This is a genomic window from Gillisia sp. Hel1_33_143, assembly GCF_900104765.1.
Lineage (GTDB): Bacteria > Bacteroidota > Bacteroidia > Flavobacteriales > Flavobacteriaceae > Gillisia.
Genome location: NZ_LT629737.1, coordinates 2903880 through 2926984, shown reverse-complemented (window position 1 = coordinate 2926984; position 23105 = coordinate 2903880). Strand labels below are relative to the sequence as shown.

29 protein-coding genes are annotated in these 23105 nt (G+C 31.9%); 1 reads left to right on the top strand and 28 read right to left on the bottom strand.

Annotated elements, in window-relative coordinates:
• Positions 1–72 precede the first annotated feature (72 nt).
• From BLT84_RS13650 to BLT84_RS13575, 16 genes are all read right to left on the bottom strand, one after another.
• The gene (locus BLT84_RS13650) at positions 73–939 is read right to left on the bottom strand and encodes an IS3 family transposase (RefSeq protein ID WP_091265615.1); all 867 of its coding nucleotides are present in this window, start codon (positions 937–939) and stop codon (positions 73–75) included.
• Positions 936–1325, bottom strand: a complete 390-nt coding sequence (locus BLT84_RS13645) for a transposase (RefSeq protein WP_091265612.1) — start codon at positions 1323–1325, stop codon at positions 936–938. Before BLT84_RS13645 ends, BLT84_RS13650 begins: the two co-directional genes overlap by 4 nt.
• Positions 1326–1533: 208 nt before the next feature.
• Positions 1534–2982 (bottom strand): hypothetical protein, encoded by a 1449-nt coding sequence (locus tag BLT84_RS13640; RefSeq protein ID WP_157717943.1) that lies wholly within the window; start codon positions 2980–2982, stop codon positions 1534–1536.
• Between the two features lie 228 nt (positions 2983–3210).
• Positions 3211–3672 (bottom strand): hypothetical protein, encoded by a 462-nt coding sequence (locus BLT84_RS13635; protein WP_091266761.1) that lies wholly within the window; start codon positions 3670–3672, stop codon positions 3211–3213.
• A 163-nt stretch (positions 3673–3835) separates the two neighbouring features.
• The gene (locus tag BLT84_RS13630) at positions 3836–4384 is read right to left on the bottom strand and encodes a TPM domain-containing protein (RefSeq protein ID WP_091266757.1); all 549 of its coding nucleotides are present in this window, start codon (positions 4382–4384) and stop codon (positions 3836–3838) included.
• 23 nt (positions 4385–4407) lie between these two features.
• Entirely contained in the window at positions 4408–5274 is an 867-nt protein-coding gene (locus tag BLT84_RS13625; protein WP_091266753.1) for an IS3 family transposase, read from the bottom strand.
• Positions 5271–5660, bottom strand: coding sequence for an IS630 transposase-related protein (locus tag BLT84_RS13620; RefSeq protein ID WP_034886817.1), 390 nt, complete (start codon positions 5658–5660; stop codon positions 5271–5273). Before BLT84_RS13620 ends, BLT84_RS13625 begins: the two co-directional genes overlap by 4 nt.
• A 147-nt stretch (positions 5661–5807) precedes the next feature.
• Positions 5808–6296 (bottom strand): hypothetical protein, encoded by a 489-nt coding sequence (locus BLT84_RS13615; RefSeq protein WP_091266750.1) that lies wholly within the window; start codon positions 6294–6296, stop codon positions 5808–5810.
• Between the two features lie 6 nt (positions 6297–6302).
• Entirely contained in the window at positions 6303–6995 is a 693-nt protein-coding gene (locus tag BLT84_RS13610) for an abortive infection family protein (protein ID WP_157717942.1), read from the bottom strand.
• Between the two features lie 54 nt (positions 6996–7049).
• On the bottom strand, positions 7050–7898 hold the full coding sequence (locus BLT84_RS13605; protein WP_034890509.1) for an IS3 family transposase: 849 nt from the start codon (positions 7896–7898) through the stop codon (positions 7050–7052).
• Positions 7899–7900: 2 nt separating this feature from the next.
• On the bottom strand, positions 7901–8272 hold the full coding sequence (locus BLT84_RS13600; protein ID WP_034890511.1) for a transposase: 372 nt from the start codon (positions 8270–8272) through the stop codon (positions 7901–7903).
• Positions 8273–8462: 190 nt separating this feature from the next.
• Positions 8463–8924, bottom strand: a complete 462-nt coding sequence (locus tag BLT84_RS13595) for a hypothetical protein (RefSeq protein WP_091266742.1) — start codon at positions 8922–8924, stop codon at positions 8463–8465.
• 57 nt (positions 8925–8981) lie between these two features.
• Entirely contained in the window at positions 8982–9848 is an 867-nt protein-coding gene (locus BLT84_RS13590; RefSeq protein ID WP_091266697.1) for an IS3 family transposase, read from the bottom strand.
• Complete coding sequence (locus BLT84_RS13585) at positions 9845–10234, bottom strand: IS630 transposase-related protein (RefSeq protein WP_034886817.1); 390 nt, start codon at positions 10232–10234, stop codon at positions 9845–9847. Before BLT84_RS13585 ends, BLT84_RS13590 begins: the two co-directional genes overlap by 4 nt.
• Before the next feature lie 174 nt (positions 10235–10408).
• Positions 10409–12076, bottom strand: coding sequence for a MutS-related protein (locus BLT84_RS13580; protein WP_091266739.1), 1668 nt, complete (start codon positions 12074–12076; stop codon positions 10409–10411).
• A 136-nt stretch (positions 12077–12212) separates the two neighbouring features.
• Positions 12213–12785, bottom strand: a complete 573-nt coding sequence (locus tag BLT84_RS13575) for a hypothetical protein (protein ID WP_091266736.1) — start codon at positions 12783–12785, stop codon at positions 12213–12215.
• Between the two features lie 225 nt (positions 12786–13010).
• Here BLT84_RS13575 and BLT84_RS13570 point away from each other — a divergent pair, with 225 nt between their 5' ends.
• Positions 13011–13997 carry an IS110 family transposase gene (locus BLT84_RS13570; RefSeq protein ID WP_091266732.1) on the top strand — a complete coding sequence of 329 codons (987 nt, stop codon included), beginning with the start codon at positions 13011–13013 and terminating at the stop codon, positions 13995–13997.
• 152 nt (positions 13998–14149) lie between these two features.
• Here the strand turns inward: BLT84_RS13570 and BLT84_RS13565 are convergent, their stop codons facing one another.
• The 12 genes from BLT84_RS13565 to BLT84_RS13505 all read right to left on the bottom strand — a co-directional run bounded on the left by BLT84_RS13565 (position 14150) and on the right by BLT84_RS13505 (position 23071).
• Complete coding sequence (locus BLT84_RS13565; protein ID WP_011709863.1) at positions 14150–14449, bottom strand: HigA family addiction module antitoxin; 300 nt, start codon at positions 14447–14449, stop codon at positions 14150–14152.
• Positions 14450–14467: 18 nt separating this feature from the next.
• A complete protein-coding gene (locus BLT84_RS13560; protein WP_091266729.1) occupies positions 14468–14749 on the bottom strand; it encodes a type II toxin-antitoxin system RelE/ParE family toxin in 282 nt (93 codons plus the stop codon).
• 219 nt (positions 14750–14968) lie between these two features.
• The gene (locus BLT84_RS13555; RefSeq protein WP_091266727.1) at positions 14969–15769 is read right to left on the bottom strand and encodes a hypothetical protein; all 801 of its coding nucleotides are present in this window, start codon (positions 15767–15769) and stop codon (positions 14969–14971) included.
• A gap of 51 nt (positions 15770–15820) precedes the next feature.
• A complete protein-coding gene (locus BLT84_RS13550; protein ID WP_034890509.1) occupies positions 15821–16669 on the bottom strand; it encodes an IS3 family transposase in 849 nt (282 codons plus the stop codon).
• A 2-nt stretch (positions 16670–16671) separates the two neighbouring features.
• The gene (locus BLT84_RS13545; RefSeq protein WP_034890511.1) at positions 16672–17043 is read right to left on the bottom strand and encodes a transposase; all 372 of its coding nucleotides are present in this window, start codon (positions 17041–17043) and stop codon (positions 16672–16674) included.
• Positions 17044–17227: 184 nt separating this feature from the next.
• The gene (locus BLT84_RS13540; RefSeq protein WP_091266725.1) at positions 17228–17926 is read right to left on the bottom strand and encodes a hypothetical protein; all 699 of its coding nucleotides are present in this window, start codon (positions 17924–17926) and stop codon (positions 17228–17230) included.
• Positions 17927–18097: 171 nt separating this feature from the next.
• Positions 18098–19039, bottom strand: a complete 942-nt coding sequence (locus tag BLT84_RS13535) for a retropepsin-like aspartic protease (RefSeq protein ID WP_091266721.1) — start codon at positions 19037–19039, stop codon at positions 18098–18100.
• Positions 19040–19118: 79 nt separating this feature from the next.
• Positions 19119–19967, bottom strand: coding sequence for an IS3 family transposase (locus BLT84_RS13530; RefSeq protein ID WP_034890509.1), 849 nt, complete (start codon positions 19965–19967; stop codon positions 19119–19121).
• A gap of 2 nt (positions 19968–19969) precedes the next feature.
• A complete protein-coding gene (locus BLT84_RS13525; RefSeq protein ID WP_034890511.1) occupies positions 19970–20341 on the bottom strand; it encodes a transposase in 372 nt (123 codons plus the stop codon).
• Positions 20342–20523: 182 nt separating this feature from the next.
• Entirely contained in the window at positions 20524–21453 is a 930-nt protein-coding gene (locus BLT84_RS13520) for an alpha/beta hydrolase (RefSeq protein ID WP_091266718.1), read from the bottom strand.
• Positions 21454–21890: 437 nt separating this feature from the next.
• Positions 21891–22280, bottom strand: a complete 390-nt coding sequence (locus tag BLT84_RS13510) for a carboxypeptidase-like regulatory domain-containing protein (protein ID WP_091266711.1) — start codon at positions 22278–22280, stop codon at positions 21891–21893.
• 152 nt (positions 22281–22432) lie between these two features.
• The gene (locus BLT84_RS13505; RefSeq protein ID WP_091266709.1) at positions 22433–23071 is read right to left on the bottom strand and encodes a hypothetical protein; all 639 of its coding nucleotides are present in this window, start codon (positions 23069–23071) and stop codon (positions 22433–22435) included.
• Between the last annotated feature and the right edge of the window lie 34 nt (positions 23072–23105).

The following is a 23105-nucleotide window of genomic DNA, read 5'->3' as shown; positions in this document are numbered from 1 at the left end:
ATTTTAATGTTAGTTACCATTTTTGTATTATACTGAAATAGGTTGACCATTTTTGATTCAATTTCCGACAATTTAAATGGTTAATAATTCTAAATTTTGTTTGTTCCTTTTGTAGGAATGATAGTCTACATTTCGATTCAAATGAACAAAGTTAGGGGTGTTCAATTTGAGACTAAAATGAGGTCTTTTGTTGTTGTAAATCTCAACAGCTCGTTTGACCATCTTCTTCGCTAAGTTAGTATTTTTTATAGTCCGTTTTAAATCATATTCATATTTAAGGGTTCTGTTGATTCTCTCAGCCATGGCATTCTCGTATGGGTCGTATTTCTCGGTCATGCTCATTTGTATTCCATGTTCCTCAGTAAAGCTGGTGTATTGGGGATTGCAATACTGAATTCCACGATCTGAATGATGAATGAGTTTCTGATTCTTGTATTTCCTGTTTTTAATGGCCATTTTAAGCGCATCGATGCAAAGTGATGTCTTCATATGGCTTGCCAATTTATAACCCATAATTTGCTTAGAATAGGCGTCTGTGACTAATGCCAAGTAACTGTGTCCGTTCTGCGTTTTGATATAGGTAATATCGCTTACCCAAAGTTGTTCCGGCCTGGTGGGAACTTTGTCTTTTACGAGGTTTTTGTATTTAAAGAACCGGTGTTTTGAATCGGTTGTGATATGGAACCGCTTTAATTTAGGAACGAGCAGGTTATTCATTCGCATTACTCGATAGAATTTATCCCTTCCTATTTTAATACCGAGTCTGTCCATATCAGCCTTTAATTCCTGATACAGTTTAATTCCACCGGTACGCAGTCCATACTGACTCCGATACTCTTTGATGAGTCGAATAATTAGCTGTTGCTCTGTTTGCCTGTTCTGATGAGATTTTAAGCGCTTATAAAAAGCTTGTTTGGAAACCCCAAAACATTGGATCAACCATTTTCTTTTAAACGGTTTTGCTTCTTTTTTTCGATCTCGTCTGCTAATGTTTTGGGCAATGACTTTTTTGACATATCAACTCCGGTAATAAGTTCCATGTCAGCAATAATGTCTTGTTGGAAGTCTTTTACAAACTCTAATTCCTCTATTTTTTCTTTGAGTTTCTTGATCTCATCTTTCTTGCTCATCCCTTGTTTCTTTTGTTCTAAAGTACTGTATTTTTTCAACCAATAATAGATGGAAGCTCTGGAAACCTCATATTTATCGGAAGCATGATTGATAGAGATTTGTGCATTCTGGATCTGATCAATAATAACTAGCTTAAGATCATACCCTACTTTTTTGTAGGAAGTTTTTCGACAGTGTTCATTTTGTTCTTTCATTAGGTATAGTGCTAAAAGGTTTAATTTTTAGTCAACCTATTTCAGGAAAGTACAGGTTGAAAAATTGCACCTAACGGTCTTGGTTAAGGCAAGTAGCGTGGAGTAGGGACGCGTTCTTGTCGGCTTAGTTGTTTTTTACTTGATGTCTAAAATAATACTTTTTCGACTAAACCCGCTATTTGCGCTTAACCGATGTTGTACGCAGTTTTTAGTTCTTATAAATTCTTAATTCCAACCCACGTTTAATATATTTTACTCTTACGGTCAGATTATCTTTTGTCCATTTCTGTTCAACACTTTCACTTTCTGATATAGAACTACTCGGTTCTCCAAGTTTATTTTTAAGGTAATTTGAAATCCACTCGAACTTTGTTTTGTAGAGAAATTCCGATTTTGTTTTATTAGACTTTGAATTAATTACATCTCTTCTATTTGTATTATTCTTCCAATCAAATTCAATTAATTCAATTTTTTCATTCTTTGTATTGTAATAATACATAGTAAGTAAACTTACTCCAGAATCTTCAATTTTTCTATAAATTCTTGGTGTTTGAACATCTTTATCTTCAAGTAAATAGTGTGAAATTTTATGATTTTGTGTAAGGTCAGTTGCTTTTAAATTTTGTTCAATTTTATCTATTTGTTTAAGAAATAGATTATCAAAATTTGAATAGTAATGGTCAAAAATATTTTCAAACCATTCTTTCATTTTTGTTTCTTCAAATACAGGTTCATGATAAACATTTTTGAAACTGGTTACATTAATATTATTTTCGCTGATTTCTATTATTCCATAGATATTATCGCTATCTGTTTTAAATTGAACTGTTTGATAGTTATTATTTTGGATTGGATATCTACTATCGTAGTACCAATTAAAAGGCTTAATTTTAGCATTGAAAGTATAAACTGGAACTAAATTATTATTTATCACCTCTCCAATTTTTGTAGATATACTGTCCTTGTATATGTGATAAAGTTTATTGTTAGAAATGAAAGAAGTTGCTAATGAGAATTTTGGGTTAAAAAAATCATCATTTTTGTATTCAAATATAATATCTAATCCATTAGTTGAATTACTTCCTTCTCTACGATAATTCTCCCCTAAAACAGCCTTTTCATATTCATAAGGTTCCAAGCTTTTATTTAGTTTTTCAGGGGTATTAATTCTTAAGATAGTATTTCCAGTTGTTAAGTAATAGGCCTTATTTAATTTATTAATAACCGGTGTGGTCGCACCAATCTCATATTGATCCTTTGTTTGTTTATTCTTGAACCAAGTTACTCCTCCCCATTCTCCAAAGTCGAGAGAATATATTGAATAATCTCCGTCCTCATAGTATAAGTCAGATCCCTTCTTAGATTCTACCCAAACATTTTTTATTTGGTCAAGATAGAAGGTATTATGGTCATAATATTCTGTTGTAAATATTGTATCATTTTTGATGTATAAATCATAGTAAAAGGTTTGGAGAGCTTTAGGGACATCAATTTTCGATTCTATTTTTCCGTTTTTATCTAGAATATAAAATTGATGTTTAGAACCAGAACTGTAGTAGTCATTGTCAGTTTTAAAATAACAATAATATTTTCCATCAAATTTTATCCAAGGCCCTGGTTTTCCTTGAATATTGATTTCAATATTTTCATAGCTCACATCAAATTTTTGCGACTGACATGAAACTATCACGGAGATTAAAATAAATATTTGAAGCAGATTTTTCATAAAAATTGCGTACAACGGTCTTGGTTAAGGCAAGTAGCGTGGAGTAGGGACACGTTCTTGTCGGCTTTGTTGTTTTTTACTTGGTGTATAAAATAGTGCTTTTCACTAGAATGCCCGCTATTTGCGCTTAACCGATGTTGTGGGCAGTCTTTTTCGCTATCAAATTAAATAATATTCATTTGAAAATCTGACAATCCACCTTCCATTTTTATCTATAAATAGATAAATAATTTTATAATTCTTATTTATCTCAATGTCAAAGCAAGTTCCTTTTTCAATTGATTCCACTTTTAAAATCGGCAATTTTAAATCCGATTTATAATTGTATCCGAAAGTATTTTCTATACTATGAGATTCAGTTCCAATTTTCACATATTCATCAAATACTAATTTGTCATTCACGTATGCTTTTACATTTTCATCAAAGTCCGATAAGAATATAACTTGGAAAACGTCTAACTTCCTATCCGCTTTTGGATTATCGTTTCCAAACAATTTCACCTTATCATATTGTATTTCTATATTCCCGTCACACGATAAATTTTTCGCTGCTTTTTCAGATACCTTACAAGAAGAAATTGAAGACACTAAGATAATTAATATCAGAAAGATTCTATTCATTCGCTATTTTTTCAGATTGCCCACAACGGTCTTGGTTAAGGCAAGTAGCGTGGAGTAGGGACACATACTTGTCGGCTTATTTGTTTTTTACTTGGTCTCTAAAATAGCACTTTTCACTAGAATGCAATCTATTTGCGCTTAACCGATGTTGTACACAGTACTTTTATATCCATTTTCGAATTAATTCATTTAATCCTAATAAGATTCCGTCATAGTAATTTCCATTTTTAAATTCAGGAATCATTTTTTCATCGATTACTTTTTGACAAAATTTGTCAGATAAATAAAGGTCTTTGGTTTTATCAGTTGTAGATATTCTCACTTTTCTTAATGTTCTGCTATACACAACAGTAAGTCCGTTTCCGTCATTATCTTTTCCGACTTTCCAATTGTCCGAAAGTTTAATCGCGTACTTGTCAAATTCAATATTTTCAGGAATTGAATCTATGGTTATTACAGCAATTTCACGGAATGAAGTTTCTTTATAATAAGCTAGAAATTTAGTCAGCTGGACTTTTTGATCTTCTGTAAATATTTTTTCAAAGTCGTTTACTAAACCAATTTGTTTTGGAAATTTCGATATAGTTATTTCAGATTTCGGCTCTTTGAATTCGGCTTCCACTTTTGCAGTTTTGCAAGAGAATAAAGTCAAAATCAAGATTAATAAAATTGTTCTAAATGTCATTTGTATTATACTGATATAGGTTGACATTTTTTGATTCGATTTTTGACAGTTTAAATGGTCAATAGTTCTAAAATTTGTTTGTTTCTTTTGTAGGAATGATAGTCTACATTTCTATTCAAATGAACAAAGTTAGGGGTGTTCAATTTGAGGCTAAAATGAGGTCTTTTGTTATTGTAAATCTCAACAGCTCGTTTGACCATCTTCTTCGCTAAGTTAGTATTTTTTATAGTTCGTTTTAAATCATATTCATATTTAAGGGTTCTGTTGACTCTCTCAGCCACGGCATTCTCGTATGGGTCGTATTTCTCGGTCATGCTCATTTGTATTCCATGTTCCTCAGTAAAGCTGGTGTATTGGGGATTGCAATACTGAATTCCACGATCGGAATGATGAATGAGTTTATGATTCTTGTATTTTCTATTTTTAATGGCCATTCTAAGCGCATCGATGCAAAGTGATGTCTTCATATGGCTTGCTAAATTATAACCCATAATTTGCTTAGAATAGGCGTCTGTGACTAATGCCAGGTAACTGTGTCCGTTCTGTGTTTTGATATAGGTAATATCGCTTACCCAAAGTTGTTCCGGCCTGGTGGGCACTTTGTCTTTTATCAGGTTTTTGTATTTAAAGAATCGATGTTTTGAATCGGTTGTGATATGGAACCGCTTTAATTTAGGAACGAGCAGGTTATTCATTCGCATTAGTCGATAGAATTTATCCCTTCCTATTTTAATGCCGAGTCTGTCCATATCAGCCTTTAATTCCTGATACAGTTTAATTCCACCGGTACGCAGTCCATACTGACTCCGATACTCCTTGATGAGCCGAATGATTAGCTGTTGCTCTGTTTGCCTGGTCTGATGAGATTTTAACCGCTTATAGAAAGCTTGTTTGGAAACCCCAAAACATTGGATCAACCATTTTCTTTTAAACGGTTTTGCTTCTTTTTTTCGATCTCGTCTGCTAATGTTTTGGGCAATGACTTTTTTGACATATCAACTCCGGTAATAAGTTCCATGTCAGCAATAATGTCTTGTTGGAAGTCTTTTACAAACTCTAATTCCTCTATTTTTTCTTTGAGTTTCTTGATCTCATCTTTCTTGCTCATCCCTTGTTTCTTTTGTTCTAAAGTACTGTATTTTTTCAACCAGTAATAGATGGAAGCTCTGGAAACCTGATACTTATCGGAAGCATGATTGATAGAGATTTGTGCATTTTGGATCTGATCAATAATAACTAGCTTAAGATCATACCCTACTTTTTTGTAGGAAGTTTTTCGACAGTGTTCATTTTGTTCTTTCATTAGGTATAGTGCTAAAAGGTTTAATTTTTAGTCAACCTATTTCAGGAAAGCACAATGTACACCATTTTTTACAACGGTCTCGGTTAACACAAGTTGCGGGAGTAAGGACGCGGACTTGTCGGTTTAAATATTTTCTTACTTAGGATACTAAATTACACTTTTTCGATAAAACCCGTTATTTGTGATAACCGTTGTTGTAGTGCGTTTTTGTTCAATAATGTTTCTATGGATAAATGTATTATATATATGAGTTTGGTATTTCTTTTTTTTGATTATTGTGTCTATTCTTTTATCAAAGTCAACCTCAAAAACTCCGTAGTCTGAACTTGCAACATTCATTTTAAATGTCTCGTTTAATTTTATATTCTTTTTCCTGATACCCTTAACAGGAATTTCTGATACTCCATGGAAAACACTGTCATTTTTGACGAAATAGAAATAAACCAGATCTATTTTTCCAAACTTATTTTTTTTCTGATTTTCCTTAAGTAATTCTACCGTGGCATAAGTTATAAATGATCCTTTATCTAATTTATTTTTCTTATAAATTTTAAAAGTATAAATAATAAGAAAAGAAGCGCCAATAATGGCAAGCGTCAGAAATGGAGTTAGTTTGATCTTTTTTTCTTGGCTCATTTAGTTTTATTTATCTACATAATTTGCATAGTAGGTTTCTAAAATAAATAATCCAATTGTCATACAGGAATTGACTACTAACCTTGAATGTCTAGTACTGAGTCTTACTTTTTTAATTCCATGTCCATGAGCAGAACTATTTTTTGATCTTAAAGTACCAATTCCTGTGGCAACACTATTTAATCCTCCCAGAATTTTTTTAATGTGTTCATCTGCATGTTGATCTGGAGATAAGTTTAATAATTTATAAGCTTTAGAGATTAATGGTTGCATATGCAAAGCCTTTGGATAATCTTCTTCAAAAAAATCACATATGGATTTACAAATACTTTCTAGAGTTGATGAAGCACTCGCATTAGATTGCTCAGGGTCTGATTCTAGATTTTCATAAGCTCTATTAAAATCGTCAATAACACTATGTAGTTGATTCGATTCCAGTAAGTAAGAAAAATCTATTTTCGATTTAACGATCTTCCTTAGTAGATATATTCCTTGGTCTGAAGCAATCTGCAGAATAACTTTATTTGGTTGTGATTTTAATAAATCAATCACATAAATTCTCTTGCTAGGCACAATATCAACAGTATCAGTTTGTATTCCATATCCAGATAATAAGATATTTATACCAGTAGTATTTTGTTCTGCTTGTAGTTTGAGAGCAATCTCTGTAATTAAATTGAATCTTTCGTTGGGTTTCAAACTCATAATTAAAAATGTCTTGTCCTGAAATATGGCTACAGGTTAAAATTGATTTTACGCTGTTAATTTATATACCATATTTGGAGTTTGATAGTCTAAAGATAAATGTAATCTAATTGCATTATATAATTTAATGGCACTTTTTGCTGCTCTTTTCGCGTGTTCCTTGTTTGTGAAGACCTGATCGAGATAGAATTCATCTTTCAGGATCCCATTTACGCGTTCTGCCATTGCATTTTCGTAACAGTGATTTTCTTCAGTCATACTGATAGCTATCTTTTTTCTTTTAAGGATTTGAGTATACACATTGCTGCAATATTGTATCCCTCTGTCTGAATGGTGTATGAGCCCTTTGATGTCTTTGGCTTGGTAAATCGCTTTATTAAGTGCTCTCACGCATCCTTTAAGTTCTAGGCTATCACTAAGGTCATAACCCACAATCTTTCTGGAATGCATATCTGTAATGAGTGCTAGGTAACAAAATCCTTTTAGAGTTCTGATATACGTAATGTCCGATACCCAAACTTGATTAGATCGGTTTACTTTTAGATCTTTTATAATGTTATTGTACTTATAAAACCTGTGATACGAATTGGTTGTTCTGGCACTGTACTTTTTTCTTAATGTCAACATTTTATGTTCTCTAAGAACATTGAACAGGGTGTCTCTACCCACTTTCAGGTGTTGTTTTTCAAAATCCTGTCCTAGGGATTTCATAAGCTTTCTCACGCCTTCTCTAGGAAGGGATTTACGTCGTCTTTTAACGATGGTAATTATATGTTGTTCAACCTTTTTTCGCTTATCAGCTCTGCATTTATACTTATAATAAGCATCTCGCTTTAGTTCAAAACAATCACATATTTTGGTTAACGAAGCAAATCCCTTAGCTTTTTCCTTTGCTATGATTAAGGCTTGATATTTAGTTTTTTTTTAAGTTCCAAGACACTTTTGTAGCCTAGTTTTTGAGCAGCTACTTCCAAGTATGCATCATCGACAAGTTGATCCATATCCTTTTTAAGGAGTAGTTTTTTAAGCTGTTCAATCTCTTTTTGGAGTGCTTTGATCCGTGTTATTTCATCCTTTGTTTCTATCATAACCCTTGTGTTCATTAGGTCTTTACGTTCATACTTTCTGATCCATTCATTGATGGTGGAAGGAGCAATCCCATAGAGTTTGCCTAGTTCATACTTTGTGTATTTCCCAGTACTAAGTTCTGATAAAATTTTTAATTTGAATGGTTCACTGTAACGTCTGGTTACTCTGTCATTTTTATACATAACTGTTTAGAATTATGTAGCCTTTATTCAGGACGAGTCAAGCTTGTGCACAACGGTCTCGGTTAACACAAGTTGCGGGAGTAGTGACGCGAACTTGTCGGCTTAGGTTTTAAATGTTGGTTAATTTAATTATTTTCTTTGAAAAGCTACCCGTTATTTGTGATAACCGTTGTTAGCGGCTGGTTTATTTTTAAATATCCCAGTTTTCTAACTTCCATCCGTTATTCATTCTCTCTTTTATAAGAGTGTCATTCCATATTCCCCAAGGAGATAACTGTTTTTGATTATTATTTAGTTTTTTAAAGCTTTGTCTTTTCCATGCTATAGCATCAACTATGTGCCAGCCGTCACCACTTAAATTTTTTGTTCTAAAGTATCGAGGTAATTCGAAGTCCTTTTCAATTGGGATATTGCAAACTTTTTCAATTATTTTTTTGTTTGAAGCTGCTTGTAACACAAAACCTATATAGAAATAGGAGCTTTTTTGAATTAGAGTAAAATCGCTAGGTCTTGTCCGATGTATGTCATAATATACTCTGATCAATTCTACTTGTGTTTTATCTTCAGGAATATTTACACACTGTAGATATATAAATCCTTTAATAATTTTTAGTTCAAAGATATCACCCAATTCTATCTTTTTTCTTGTCATAATTTCGGTGTATTATACTGAAATAGGTTGACCATTTTTGATTCAATTTCCGACAGTTTAAATGGTTAATAATTCTAAATTTTGTTTGTTCCTTTTGTAGGAATGATAGTCTACATTTCGATTCAAATGAACAAAGTTAGGGGTGTTCAATTTGAGGCTAAAATGAGGTCTTTTGTTGTTGTAAATCTCAACAGCTCGTTTGACCATCTTCTTCGCTAAGTTAGTATTTTTTATAGTTCGTTTTAAATCATATTCATATTTAAGGGTTCTGTTGACTCTCTCAGCCACGGCATTCTCGTATGGGTCGTATTTCTCGGTCATGCTCATTTGTATTCCATGTTCCTCAGTAAAGCTGGTGTATTGGGGATTGCAATACTGAATTCCACGATCTGAATGATGAATGAGTTTATGATTCTTGTATTTTCTATTTTTAATGGCCATTCTAAGCGCATCGATGCAAAGTGATGTCTTCATATGGCTTGCTAATTTATAACCCATAATTTGCTTAGAATAGGCGTCTGTGACTAATGCCAGGTAACTGTGTCCGTTCTGTGTTTTGATATAAGTGATATCGCTTACCCAAAGTTGTTCCGGCCTGGTGGGCACTTTGTCTTTTATCAGGTTTTTGTATTTAAAGAATCTGTGTTTTGAATCAGTTGTGATATGGAACCGCTTTAATTTAGGAACGAGCAGGTTATTCATTCTCATTACTCGATAGAATTTATCTCTTCCTATTTTAATACCGAGTCGGTTCATGTCAGCCTTTAATTCCTGATAAAGTTTAATTCCACCGGTACGCAGTCCATACTGACTCCGATACTCTTTGATGAGTCGAATAATTAGCTGTTGCTCTGTTTGCCTGTTCTGATGAGATTTTAAGCGCTTATAAAAAGCTTGTTTGGAAACCCCAAAACATTGGATCAACCATTTTCTTTTAAACGGTTTTGCTTCTTTTTTTCGATCTCGTCTGCTAATGTTTTGGGCAATGACTTTTTTGACATATCGACTCCGGTAATGAGTTCCATGTCAGCAATAATGTCTTGTTGGAAGTCTTTTACAAACTCTAATTCCTCTATTTTTTCTTTGAGTTTCTTGATCTCATCTTTCTTGCTCATCCCTTGTTTCTTTTGTTCTAAAGTACTGTATTTTTTCAACCAGTAATAGATGGAAGCTCTGGAAACCTGATATTTATCGGAAGCATGATTGATAGAGATTTGTGCATTTTGGATCTGATCAATAATAACTAGCTTAAGATCATACCCTACTTTTTTGTAGGAAGTTTTTCGACAGTGTTCATTTTGTTCTTTCATTAGGTATAGTGCTAAAAGGTTTAATTTTTAGTCAACCTATTTCAGGAAAGTACATCTTATAAACTTGCCGCTAACGGTCTCGGTTAACACAAGTTGAGGGAGTAGGGACGCGAACTTGTCGGTTTAGGTTTTAATTGTTGGTTAATTTAATTATTTTCTTTGAAATGCTACCCGTTATTTGTGATAACCGTTGTTAGCCAAAGTTATTTTACTGCAACTTTTTGAATTCTCTATAATTTCAAATGGATAGTCATATAACTCTAAAATTTTGATTGCATTTCCACTCTTTGGCTTTCCTGATTTAATCTTGTGGTCAAAAAATAATTGATCATTTTCTATGGTTTCGGAAAAATGATATAAATCAAAATTTTCCTGATTTAATAAATCAGTGAGTTCTAAATCATGTGTAGAAACCATGACAATATGGTTCTTCTTATTTAAGTAGGATAATATCGATTTTCCAGCAGCGATTCTTTCTACTGTATTAGTTCCTTTAAAAAGCTCATCCAATATAAATAGACAACAATCTTCTTCGTTAGAAGCATTGATTAATTCTTTAATCCTGACAACTTCTTCTAAATAGTAACTCGTATTATTCATTATATCATCTGAAATTCTAATTGATGAATAAATCTTAAAAAATGGAGTTTTAAAACTCTTTGCGAAGCAGAAATATAATGTTTGTCCTAAAATTGCATTAATACTAAATGTTCTTATAAAAGTTGTTTTACCAGACATATTGGATCCAGTTAATAATAAACTATTGTTTTCTAAATTCAGATTGTTTGGAATACAATTTTCAATAACAGGATGATACATTCCTTCTGTAAAAACATCTTTTGAAGATATAAAATTTGGTTTGCAAAATATGGTATTATTCGTTTGTATTGATGCACATGATATTGCCGAGTCAATTTCACCAATAAAGAGGAAGAGTTCTTTAATGTCTTTTTCTTTATTTTCTAATAAATTTTGAAAGCTGTAAAAAAGTATTGGCTCTAAATTGAACGTAATTTTTATAATTTCTGTTAAGAACCATACTAAAAGGGCATTTCCATTATCAAGTTTTTTCTCCCACTCAATAAATCTGATTTTTGATAAAATAGACTTTACATTACTTAAATAACCAAAATCGTTATAAAAGGATTTAATTTCTTCTGAAGAGCTTAATTTTTTAGCAACCCTATAACTCGTTACCAGTTGACCTACACCATTTAAATAATACTCTATCGAAGACTTGTTTTTATAATGAAAAACAAGATTTATGAAAAATATCGGGATTAAAAGTAGAAACCATGTTGGATTAAAAAAACTTAGAATAATAGATGAAATTGCAGCTATTGATAGAAAACGGAATAGCCATATTTTACTAGACTTTTCTAAATTTTTGGAACGAAACATTTCTTCTAAATGATATGCTTTGTTAGATGATAGTTTTGATAATTCTAGCTGACTTTTAATTCGCAACGACTGGTTTGACTTAAATACTTCGGTAAGTTTTGCAAATCGTTTTAATTCAGAAATACCTGTTATTGTTCTAAGTTTGTAATAGAGATATTGCTGCCCTACTTTTGAAGTAGTTCTATCTAATAAATTAAAAACTTCATTCATATCTAAATCGTCCCAAGTATTGTCAGATATTATTTGAAAAACATTCTCAGGCGATTTATGATTTTTAAAAAACTGATTGATTAAATTAAAATCTACAGTATTCATATCTTTAGATTTCCCCCAATTTTCTATTAGCGTCTTTCGTGTAGATTTATTTCTCGCTTTCTTCAATTGTATACTAACAAGGTAGATTACAATTAAAATTAGAATAAAACCTAAAATCCAATTCATATAAAGACGAAATTCATGATTAATAATTTTGGCTAACGGTCTCGGTTAACACAAGTTGCGGGAGTAGGGGCGCGAACTTGTCGGTTTAGATATTAATTGTTGGTTAATTTAATTATTTTCTTTGAAAAGTTACCCGTTATTTGTGATAACCGTTGTTGTGGGTAGTTTTTTTATTGAGTATTGTTGTTTGCTTCTTTTTCAAATCCGTAATAAACTTTAGTTCAAAAACTTGTTCTGACTCTAAATTATCTAAATCAAAACTGTATACTTTAAATACATATTTATATTGATTCTTTTTACTTAACTCCGTGTAGTTTTGAAGATTCCTTTCTCTTAATCTTTCATACAAGTCAGATACGATTTTGTCTGATTGGGAAATTTCTACTGCTTTCTTTATTTGTTCAATTTCTTCTAACAAATCGGATTCAAATTTTTCTTTTGAATTGGAAAATCCATTAGAATCTAAATGATTCCAAATATTATTATTGTGTACTTCTAAACTATCAATTAGATTTTCGGAAAATGTATCTCCTGCAATTCCTTTAATCTTAAACGGCCAATTTTTCTCAACTATTTTTTCCGCGTTCTGATTTATAAAATTCCCCGTACTAAATACTGTCCATATTTCTAAAGAATCATTGCTTTTATCAATTTGAGCAAAAGTTAAATTGGTAATCAGTAAAACTAATATTGAAATTGTCTCTTTCATAAAAATTACCCACAACGGTCTCCTTTACTTCGTTTATTAATAAATATACCTTTGAGATGAAGAAGGAGGAGAACTAAAACGGTCTCTAGATTACAGATCCAATATCCGTAAGAGTCCTCCATTCTTCACATGGGCAGCAAAGAACCATTTGGAATACCAGGTCAATAAATGGACCCGTTAAAGGAGTTAGTTACTGCGCCCTTCAAATATTAATTTTTTAAAAATATGAAAAATTACCAAGAAGTAATCGGAATTGATGTTTCAAAAAACAAGTTAGATGCTTTTGCGTATAATCGAAGGTTACATCGGGAGTTCAGTAATGATGTATTGGGTTATAAATCGCTATTGAAATGGGCTAAAAGTAACGAACTAAAAGTGTTTTTTTGTTTTGAGAATACGGGTCATTATTCCTTGAAGTTAGCCTTATATTTATCGTCGAAGAATGCGGTTTATGTGCAGGAAAACCCAGTAGTGATCAAAAGATCCTCCGGAGTAATCAGGGAGAAGAATGATGTTGTAGATGCCATGATGATCGCAAGGTATGGTTGGCTTCACCGGGAGGAACTTTCTGCCAGTGAGCTGAAAGATAAAGAACTCTTGGAAGTAGGCAGATTGCTAGCTTTAAGGGATCAACTGGTTCGAAGTCGTACAGGATTAAAGAGCACGCTTTCCGAGCTAAAAAAATTGCTAAATAGTAGTTCAACTGATACCTGTTGCAAGACGCTGGTAAGCTCTATTGCTCATCTAACTTCTCAAATAAACAAAATAGAGAAGCAGTTAAAATCAGTTATAAAGGATTCTGAAGCATTATCGCAAAATTATCGGTTGATCACTTCTTTAAAAGGCGTGGGTCTGGTTGTGGGAGCCCAAATACTTTATCACACCAATAATTTTAAACGCTTTGATAGCTGGCGCCAATTCTCCAGTTATTGTGGAACCGCTCCTTTTGGTCATAGTTCTGGGACCAGTATTCATAAAAGGCGAAAATGCCACCCGATGGGAGACCGGCAAATGAAGAGTCTGCTTAGCATGGCTGCCTGTACAGCTATTCAACATGATAGTGAATTACGCCGTTATTACAAGAAAAAGCTAGAAGAAGGTAAACTAAAGATGATTGCGCTGAATAATGTTCGCAATAAGCTATTATCCAGAGTGTTTGCAGTAGTAAAACGAGGTACTCCGTATGTGGAACTACATAAATTTGCTGCCTGAAAAATTAGGGAAAAAAGTTTGGATTTAACCTTGGAATACGGTTAACACAAGTTGCGGGAGTAGGGACGCGAACTTGTCAGTTTAAGTATTTTCTTACTTAGGATACTAAAATACACTTTTTTGATAAAACCCGTTATTTGTGATAACCGTTGTTAGGCTGCGTTATTTTCTAACGGTTTTATGTTATTGAATTCTTTCTCCTTTAAAGATTTTTCTTCTTCTAAATCATAATCATCTTGCAATCCCAGCCAAAATTTTGCTGTGGTTCCAAAATATTTTGAAAGTCGAAGAGCGGTGTCAGCAGTAATTCTTCTTTTCTTTTTTATGATTTCACTTATTCTTGTCTGCGGAATAAAAGTTTCTTTAGAAAGTCGGTATGCAGTAATTTCCATTGGATCTAAAAATTCTTCTTTCAAGATTTCTCCAGGATGTATATTTTCTAACTTTTTCATTTTTTTATCTTTTTAAAATTAATGGTAATCAACAATTTGAACTTCAAAAGCATTGTCATTTTCCCATTTGAATATTATTCTCCATTGCTTATTAATTCTAATGCTATGAAAACCTTCTAAAATCCCACTCAACTTTTCCAAATGATTCGCTGGAGGGATTCTTAAGTCATTTATATTTTGAGCATTATTTATCATTCTCAGTTTTCTTCTTGCTACATTTTGAATATTAGCAGGAAGCTTTCTCGATTGGGTTCCGTTCCAAATTTTGTCAGCTTCTTTGTCTGCAAATGTTTTAATCACAAATAATTTTGTTTTACGTTACTAACGTCAAAGATAAGTAAAAAATTAGAAGTTCCCAACATGAAAAAATTATGCTGCCTAACGGTCTCGGTTAACACAAGTTGCGGGAGTAGGGACGCGGACTTGTCGGTTTTGTTCTTTTCTTTCTTAGGATACTAAATTACACTTTTTCGATAATACCCGTTATTTGTGATAACCGTTGTTGTGTGTCAGTACCCGTTAGTTCGTATTTACCTTGATAACTCCAAACCTTCCATTTGTTCCATAAAGTACTTTCCTTTTATCACTAATAATTTCATAATCTTTCACATCCGATAGCATTAATTCATTTAGGTCCTTGAAAAAATGTAGTTTATTATTAATTAGAATTAACGGCATTTCTGTAGGATTGGTTTGTTCGGTGACCTTTAATTCTTTTGTTATATCAGATATTATTTTTTTATAAAAATTCGACTTATTTTCTTTTGGTAAATGATCAATTTTTAATCCTGTCATTCCCAATTGATAATTACCTGCAGGAAGATTACTTATAATTGTATTTCTTAATTCATTTATGGAATTTTCTTTTCTAATAGTTCTAATTAATTCTTCCAGCTGCTCATTTCTATAAAATGATATAAGGTTATAGCTATTTGAGCTATTTAGTTCAATTGATTTTGGAAAAGCATCAATATGAATCTGATTATTTTTAGGGTTGCTATTTTTTCTAAACGAATAGAAAAGTGAATCAAGATTGAAGTTTTTTGCTAAATTTCTTTTTTCAATAATTGCTTTTTCTCCGTTATGTGCATGAAATATATATTGAGGATGTTCTCCTAGAGAAATAATTTCATTTGTATTCCATATTCTAATTACTCGATCATCAGTTTCTCTTAAATCTTTTAAATCATATTTCACTTTTAATGAATCTAGACTTTCGTAGAATAGTTGCGATATTTTATTTTCTGATATTTCTATCTGTTTTTGACAATAACTTTTCAATGAAAAGAATATTAAAAAAAGTATAGTTAATTTCCTCATTTTTTTAGGGTATGTCTTGTCCTGAAATATGGCTACAGGTTAAAATTGATTTTACGCTGTTAATTTATATACCATATTTGGAGTTTGATAGTCTAAAGATAAATGTAATCTAATTGCATTATATAATTTAATGGCACTTTTTGCTGCTCTTTTCGCGTGTTCCTTGTTTGTGAAGACCTGATCGAGATAGAATTCATCTTTCAGGATCCCATTTACGCGTTCTGCCATTGCATTTTCGTAACAGTGATTTTCTTCAGTCATACTGATAGCTATCTTTTTTCTTTTAAGGATTTGAGTATACACATTGCTGCAATATTGTATCCCTCTGTCTGAATGGTGTATGAGCCCTTTGATGTCTTTGGCTTGGTAAATCGCTTTATTAAGTGCTCTCACGCATCCTTTAAGTTCTAGGCTATCACTAAGGTCATAACCCACAATCTTTCTGGAATGCATATCTGTAATGAGTGCTAGGTAACAAAATCCTTTTAGAGTTCTGATATACGTAATGTCCGATACCCAAACTTGATTAGATCGGTTTACTTTTAGATCTTTTATAATGTTATTGTACTTATAAAACCTGTGATACGAATTGGTTGTTCTGGCACTGTACTTTTTTCTTAATGTCAACATTTTATGTTCTCTAAGAACATTGAACAGGGTGTCTCTACCCACTTTCAGGTGTTGTTTTTCAAAATCCTGTCCTAGGGATTTCATAAGCTTTCTCACGCCTTCTCTAGGAAGGGATTTACGTCGTCTTTTAACGATGGTAATTATATGTTGTTCAACCTTTTTTCGCTTATCAGCTCTGCATTTATACTTATAATAAGCATCTCGCTTTAGTTCAAAACAATCACATATTTTGGTTAACGAAGCAAATCCCTTAGCTTTTTCCTTTGCTATGATTAAGGCTTGATATTTAGTTTTTTTTTAAGTTCCAAGACACTTTTGTAGCCTAGTTTTTGAGCAGCTACTTCCAAGTATGCATCATCGACAAGTTGATCCATATCCTTTTTAAGGAGTAGTTTTTTAAGCTGTTCAATCTCTTTTTGGAGTGCTTTGATCCGTGTTATTTCATCCTTTGTTTCTATCATAACCCTTGTGTTCATTAGGTCTTTACGTTCATACTTTCTGATCCATTCATTGATGGTGGAAGGAGCAATCCCATAGAGTTTGCCTAGTTCATACTTTGTGTATTTCCCAGTACTAAGTTCTGATAAAATTTTTAATTTGAATGGTTCACTGTAACGTCTGGTTACTCTGTCATTTTTATACATAACTGTTTAGAATTATGTAGCCTTTATTCAGGACGAGTCAGTATTGCACACAACGGTCTCGGTTAACACAAGTTGCGGAAGTAGGGATGCGAACTTGTCGGTTTAAGTATTTTCTTACTTAGGATACTAAATTACACTTTTTCGACAAAACCCGTTATTTGTGATAACCGTTGTTGTAGCCAGTTTATTTATTCTTACTTGCTTTCTCAAATGCCTTTTCTAATAAATTTAATTGATTGTACAAGTAATCTGAATTTTCTTCTTCCCTTTGTTTTTCAGCTTGTTTATAAACTAAATCCTTAATATTGTTTTCTAGCTTTTCATTAATCTCGTCAATTAAAAATGGTTGGTCGTGAGATGTAAATTTAAAGGCTCCCATTGAAGAGGCTGCAACTAGAAAACCGTGGGTATATTCTTCAGTTAAGAGGCTTGAATTAGCCTCTAAATCTTGTAAGGTAAATTTCACATTATGTAACTTGGATAGATAGACCGCATAAAGTGCATACATACCTTTAATTGAGCCCCATTTCATTAGTGAATTTATGTGACTATCAGTACTTATAATTTCTTCTTGACCTTCATTATTTCGAATATTTGTTTGTTGATTTTCGAAACCTTTGAAAAAATTTCTTTCATCTTTATAGTCTTTCGGAGCGTATAATTTGTTGTGATGCTTGGTTACCAAAAATAGAAATGAAATCAAAATCAAAATTGGAAATACTATTAGAAAATAGACTATTGGGATTTTTTCATAACTACTTAACTTTTCTCCAGAAGTACCTAATACTAAACAAGCAAATCCATAAATAAGCGATATGAATAATGCGATTATACCTAAAGGATTTCTAGATGAGTTTTTAGCGTTGGATAAAAATTCTGTCATTTAATAAATTGTTTTGTGTTAAATTGGCTACAACGGTCCCGGTTATCGCCAGTTGGCGGAGTAAGGGACGCGGATTTGTCGGCTTAGTATTGGTTTGTTGGTCAAGTTAATTAATTTCTTTTAACGCTGCCGGCTATTGGCGATTAACCGTTGTTGTGCATTGGCCGTTTACTAAGAATTTGTATTTTCTTTATTTTCTATCAACTTTACTTTTTTACTATTCCAATTTAGAATTACACGATAATTTTTAAAGAAATCTAAGCCAAATATCTTACTTAAATATTGCTCTGAATATACCTTTTCATTTTTTAAAGTAGACTTTCCAAATTCTATTTCTTCAATTATTCCAGTATAAGATTCTCTTGAAGAATTTTGTTTTCCATAAACACCGATGATGCCTTGAGTATCTGATTTTTTAAAATCTGAAATCTGACCGTTTTCTATTTGCTTTTCGAACTCAGAAAATGGCATTACTATGCCACCATTATATCCTAAATCTACAGGGAAGTTCCAAATTCTTTCTCCATTTATTTTACAAGCAATGGAAGGTAAACCTGCAACACCAATAAACATTTTATTCTCAATTAAATCTTCTGGTAGGTTTAAGTTTGATTCATTATCAGTAATGGTGACTTGTTTTTGTTTAAAATCAATATCCCAGATAGCGTGTTGCATTAAATTTGAACCTATAAATCCGTCAACATTTAAAGAAGCCCAAATTGGAGTAGCGTTAAAATCATTAATTAATGCTGCTGTTCCAACAAAATCTGTCTTTCCAATTTTGATATTTTCAATTCTTGTGTATTTATTTTTTTGAACATTATTATAAACATCATAAGCATCTACTGAATCGATAGCTTTCATTTTTAGACTTCGAGCAAGTTCTTTTGATACAAGAGTTGGTGTTCCAGTGTCTAGGATAAATCTATAAATCTTATTTTCTATTTCTACAGGAACAATTATCCATCCTTTTTCTAATTCAAAAGAAATAGAATTTGTAAAATTCTCTTGTTCTGTTTTACCTTCCTTTAAATATTTAGCGGCTTTATTTAGTGCACAGCTATTTATTAGAATAAATATTATCAAGTAAATAGATACTTTGGCAAATTTCATTTTTTGAATTCTGTTAATTGATTTGTGATTTTCTAACGGCTGTCTTGTCCTGAAATATGGCTACAGGTTAAAATTGATTTTACGCTGTTAATTTATATACCATATTTGGAGTTTGATAGTCTAAAGATAAATGTAATCTAATTGCATTATATAATTTAATGGCACTTTTTGCTGCTCTTTTCGCGTGTTCCTTGTTTGTGAAGACCTGATCGAGATAGAATTCATCTTTCAGGATCCCATTTACGCGTTCTGCCATTGCATTTTCGTAACAGTGATTTTCTTCAGTCATACTGATAGCTATCTTTTTTCTTTTAAGGATTTGAGTATACACATTGCTGCAATATTGTATCCCTCTGTCTGAATGGTGTATGAGCCCTTTGATGTCTTTGGCTTGGTAAATCGCTTTATTAAGTGCTCTCACGCATCCTTTAAGTTCTAGGCTATCACTAAGGTCATAACCCACAATCTTTCTGGAATGCATATCTGTAATGAGTGCTAGGTAACAAAATCCTTTTAGAGTTCTGATATACGTAATGTCCGATACCCAAACTTGATTAGATCGGTTTACTTTTAGATCTTTTATAATGTTATTGTACTTATAAAACCTGTGATACGAATTGGTTGTTCTGGCACTGTACTTTTTTCTTAATGTCAACATTTTATGTTCTCTAAGAACATTGAACAGGGTGTCTCTACCCACTTTCAGGTGTTGTTTTTCAAAATCCTGTCCTAGGGATTTCATAAGCTTTCTCACGCCTTCTCTAGGAAGGGATTTACGTCGTCTTTTAACGATGGTAATTATATGTTGTTCAACCTTTTTTCGCTTATCAGCTCTGCATTTATACTTATAATAAGCATCTCGCTTTAGTTCAAAACAATCACATATTTTGGTTAACGAAGCAAATCCCTTAGCTTTTTCCTTTGCTATGATTAAGGCTTGATATTTAGTTTTTTTTTAAGTTCCAAGACACTTTTGTAGCCTAGTTTTTGAGCAGCTACTTCCAAGTATGCATCATCGACAAGTTGATCCATATCCTTTTTAAGGAGTAGTTTTTTAAGCTGTTCAATCTCTTTTTGGAGTGCTTTGATCCGTGTTATTTCATCCTTTGTTTCTATCATAACCCTTGTGTTCATTAGGTCTTTACGTTCATACTTTCTGATCCATTCATTGATGGTGGAAGGAGCAATCCCATAGAGTTTGCCTAGTTCATACTTTGTGTATTTCCCAGTACTAAGTTCTGATAAAATTTTTAATTTGAATGGTTCACTGTAACGTCTGGTTACTCTGTCATTTTTATACATAACTGTTTAGAATTATGTAGCCTTTATTCAGGACGAGTCAGGCTTACGCACAACGGTCTCGGTTAACACAAGTTGCGGGAGTAGGGATGCGGACTTGTCGGCTTAGGTTTTAATTGTTGGTTAATTTAACTATTTTCTTTGAAAAGCTACCCGTTATTTGTGATAACCGTTGTTGGCACCAGTTAATTTGTCCATTTTTTCACTAGATCTATAAATTTGTTTTGGCGATCTATAAAAACATTGTGCGAGCTATTTTCTAAATATTCTACATTCTCATTACCTAAAATATTTACTAATGAATCTATTTGTTTTGGTGAGTATAATCCATCTTCTTTACCATATATTCCATAAATAGAAATCTTTTTATTTTTTAAATTTTCAAGATTGATTTTTATTGAAAGAGAAGTATAATGTTCATTTTCCCAAAACTTTTGAGGAGCTAAGTAATCATTTTTGGAAGCATATTTTTGAAGTAACGTATCTGTTTTGAATTTTTGATATAGTTCAATAGCTTTTTGATTTGGATTTTTAGTGGAATAGAATCCGTTTGACATAGCGTGCATAAAACTATAAGTTGCATATTCTAAACTTGTACTATCCATATTTTGCAACATATTTATATAATTCAAATTTATTTTGTCATCTTTCTTAGTGTATATCTCTTTTGATGATGCAATTATGTTTTCAAATGTTTGGGGCATTGAAATAGGTACACTTACTAAAATCAAATTATCAATTTTATCTGAATATTTATCAGTAAACATAGTTGCTATAATACCTCCAAAACTATGACCTATTAGAGTTGTTTTTTTTAGATTATATTTTTGAAAGATTTGGTTCAAATCTTCAAATGTTTGTGTAAAAGTATATTCTGCTTTTAAATTTTCATTTCTACCTTCTCCACGTCTATCGTAGGAAATAACAAAGAATCCATTATTTGCCAATTCGTTAGCAGTTGTTTGTTCAAATGGTACACTATTGTATCCTGGACCACCGTGTAAAAATATTAATGCTTTGTCATTTTTGTTTCCAAAAGTTTGTATTTCTAGTTCCTGTGCAAATACTGTATTTCCAAAAATTGTCAGAAATAATACAACAATGATTTTTTTCATTTTTTATTTAGAATTTTTCTTATTAATTGGTGCCAACGGTCTTGGTTAAGGCAAGTAGCGTGGAGTAGGGACGCGTTCTTGTCGGCTTAGTTGTTTGTTACTTGGTGTCTAAAATATTACTTTTCATCTGAATACCCGCTATTTGCGCTTAACCGATGTTGGCAAACGTTTTTTTCTTTTTAAATTTCAGATATTGAATGATTAACAATATAGTTGATAACAAAATCAGAATATGTGGCGTATAACTCGGCCAAGAATCCAATAATATTTTTACAAGTATGTAAATAGACAATGAATTAAAAACTAATATCAAAAATGAAACTATAAATCCGAACATTTTTTTTCTAGTTTTAGTCAGATATATAGAAACAATGATTTCGAAAAGTGCAATTAAGATTGGAATATACCCATAAATTACTGTTTCTAAATCCATAATTTCAATACATTGCAACTGTTCCGAGTTCAAACATAATTATTAGTCTTGTGTTTTTTTTCAATTCCACGTTTTCTATTTTCTCTTCATTATTTCCGATATAGTTTGTCGATATTTTATAATTTCCAGGTTCAACTATTAGGTTGAAATATCCACTTCCATCAGTTTCTGTTTCATATTCGCCAACTTTTACTTTTGCCGATATTGGAAAATCTTTAGTGTCTCTTGAATAAACGAATCCAGAAATGAGGCATTTTTCATTCAGGCTTTTGTCAGTTCCATTAAAAATAATTTCCGTTTTCCCTTTTATTTTATATCCGTTTTTTGTTTTTCGATATGGTCCACAAGAAACGATTATTATTAAAATCAGAAATGTTATAATGGATTTTCTCATTTTTTTTAATGTTTGCCAACGGTCTCGGTTAACACAAGTTGCGGGAGTAGGGACACGGACTTGTCGGATTAGTTGTTTTCTTGTTAGGATGCTAAATTACACTTTTTCGACAAAACCCGTTATTTGTGATAACCGTTGTTGGGCATTGTTTGCTAGTTCAGGTCTATGCTGAATTTATTCTGTGTATTATATTTTTCTGGTTTTCCAATAGAAAGCATATATCTGTCATAAGATGCTCTTTGTAACCATTGAACAGTATAATTATCCTTTAATTTTTCGCTACTTGCAGCTTCAGAAGCTAGTTCAGATGCAATTTTATAATCTTTGCTATTATCACTATGATGAAATACAAATCCTGCGTGAAATTTGTCAATTGGTATAGATATTTTATCTTGAGAATAATTGCTTCTTACTTGTTTAAGTCTAATACTATCTCGCTGTTTTAATTTGCTAAAATAACCTATAAATGATCTTAATTGCATTCTATCATTTTGATCAGTTTTATATGCGTATTCCAGATTTTTACTCAAATTTTCAGTGTTGATTACTGGATTGTCATATGGTCTAAAGAATGAAGTAATTACTCCAACAATACAGATACAAATGATTAATAAGGGAACTATAAATATCTTCCTTTTTAGACTTTTAAAAATTGATATTAATCCAACTATTATTAGAAAAACTATACTTAATAATACTAATAAAATAAGAAGATAATTGATCCAATCTATTTTATAGGCTAATATAGGAATGATTATAATTGAACATAAAAAGAGAATTGTTTTTTTCATATTGTCATAATGAATTTTCAGATTTACAACTTTT